This window comes from Methanosarcina sp. 2.H.T.1A.6, assembly GCF_000979455.1.
Lineage (GTDB): Archaea > Halobacteriota > Methanosarcinia > Methanosarcinales > Methanosarcinaceae > Methanosarcina.
The window spans coordinates 1-2,047 of sequence record NZ_JJOY01000050.1 but is presented as its reverse complement, the minus strand read 5'-3'; the positions used below and the strand labels follow the sequence as shown (position 1 = coordinate 2,047).

Sequence of the window (2,047 nt, the reverse complement as noted above, 5' to 3'; positions counted from 1 at the left end):
GACAGAGAATGGAGCATCTACTATAAATAGTGTTCGATCGAAAACTCAAAGAAGTAAAGTTCAACTAAATATTTAAACATCTACATGATGTATATATACCAGATGTGTACATTCAATTTGATGATTACTATGGATGCACACACTGAAAGAAGGGATCAATTTTTACATCGAACCCATACAGAATAAAAAAGTAACTGTTTTTGACACAACACTGCGCGACGGGAACAAAACCCGGGCGTATCCCTGACTTCGACCCAGAAGCTGGAAATTGCTCATCAACTCGACAAACTCGGGGTAGACACAATAGAAGCCGGATTTCCCATATCTTCAGAAGGAGATAAAGAATCCGTAAAGTCGATTTCTAATGCAGGGCTTGATACCATAGTATGTGGGCTTGCTCGTGTACTAAAAAAAGATATCGATGCCTGTTTTGAAAGTGATGTTGGCCTTGTGCACACCTTCGTCCCGACCTCGGAGGTACAGAGGATATATACCATTAAATACCCCCATTTGACCAATTGTTTATCTATTCTTGCCACCAAAGCAATATTGATGGCCCTCATGTTCGTATAAATTCCAAAAGAATATCTTTCAACCTTTAATCGTCAATTACAGACCCAGCTTTACAACGAAATCATGCACGATTATTCATTTCCTCGTGCTATCTGCAGATCATTATCTGAACTTTTCCTTTCTTATTTTGACCTTATATTTCAGCAGTCAGCGCAAAGAAGGCCAGATTATCTTTCATGCAGTTTCTAAAGACGTTCCTCCTGGCATACCAGTAGATGAAATAAATCTGGTTCCCATAAAAATCACGATCTATGGCCCTGATGACTGTACTGTCAAAGATCAGCAGGAGTTGTTAGATAAAAGGATCAAACGCATCAGTAGTGAAACATATGCTCAGGGTGCCCTAATTACCCAGGCTGACATAGCAATCCTTCTTGAAGAGAGCACAAAGACAATTTCACAGCATATAACATCGCTGGAAAAGAAGGGAGAACTGGTGCCAACTAGAGGAAAAATGGAGGGACATAGGTCCTGGGATAAGCCACAAGAAAAAAAATTATGGAGCTTTACCTCAAAGGTTATGAATATACTGAGATCAAAAGAAAGACAAAACATAGTGGCGAAGCCATCATGCGCTATGTGAAGGACTTTGAAAGAATACTGGTGCTGACGGAGGAAGGATTTGATGATGAATAACTCAGGATTATAACAGGCATCTCAGAAAAAACAATTAGGGAATACAAGGAATTGATCAAACCTATTCTACTGAGGAATATCAAGAACGTTTAGACCAGCTTCACAGCATTTTTGGAAAAAAAGAAACAGTAAGAAAACACCGTTGACACCTATTGTTTTGACCCGGATTTCCAAAGAGGATCTGGAGATGAAGAAGGCGGGTTATTCTAAGGAGATTATGAAAAAAAATAGGAGGCTCTTCAAAGAGGCATATGAACAGGGAGTACTACTTACGCATTCTGAGATGGCATATCTGCTCAATGTTTCTACAGGTGCTCAATGTTTCTACAGGTACTGTGAGCAAGCAAAAGAGTATATGCAAAGAACAGGGGAGATACTGCCAACAAGAGGGATTATCCAGGACATTGGAAGAGCAATAACTCACAAGAGGATTATCCTCAGGTTATATAGGAAGGGAATCAAACTTCAGATATTGTAAGAATGACAAATCACACGAAAGAAGCATGTGACAGGTACATTAAAGCATATAAGAAAGTAGAAAAACTAAGCAAAAAGATGAAAATTGAGGAAATAGCACAAATTCTGGTAATGGGAAAGTCCCTGGTAGAAGAATATAGAAGAATTTTAAATGAGGAGGAATGACTGATGGGTGAAACAAACTATGGTATGTCTGGATGCCTATCGGTCAATTGGGAGTTTAGTAAAAAGCAATTCAAAAAATCAATTATCAGAAAAACATTTTTAGAGAAAACGATATTCAGAGTAGATTTAAAGTAGTATAGGGTGAGTTTGGCAGCGATCCAGAGTTCCCGAAGGCTCGCACACTTCAGTACAGTAA

At 38.8% G+C, this 2,047-nt stretch carries 1 protein-coding gene and 3 pseudogenes; all 4 read left to right on the top strand.

The genetic code is table 11. From position 1 onward, the window contains the following. Positions 1 to 133: 133 nt before the first annotated feature. Positions 134 to 501 (top strand): annotated as a pseudogene (locus EO98_RS19645) (2-isopropylmalate synthase); the annotation flags it as partial. Positions 502 to 658: 157 nt separating this feature from the next. Next, positions 659 to 970, top strand: a pseudogene (locus tag EO98_RS19275) (DUF1670 domain-containing protein); the annotation flags it as partial. Between the two features lie 101 nt (positions 971 to 1,071). Continuing rightward, positions 1,072 to 1,209, top strand: a complete 138-nt coding sequence (locus EO98_RS19270; protein WP_235283600.1) for a DUF1670 domain-containing protein — start codon at positions 1,072 to 1,074, stop codon at positions 1,207 to 1,209. Between the two features lie 142 nt (positions 1,210 to 1,351). Further along, positions 1,352 to 1,851 (top strand): annotated as a pseudogene (locus tag EO98_RS19640) (DUF1670 domain-containing protein). Positions 1,852 to 2,047: the final 196 nt, after the last annotated feature.

Excerpts from the sequence above, each read along its gene's own strand:
- EO98_RS19270 (WP_235283600.1), top strand. The coding sequence starts at position 1,072 with ATGGAGCTTTACCTCAAAGGTTATGAATATACTGAGATCAAAAGAAAG.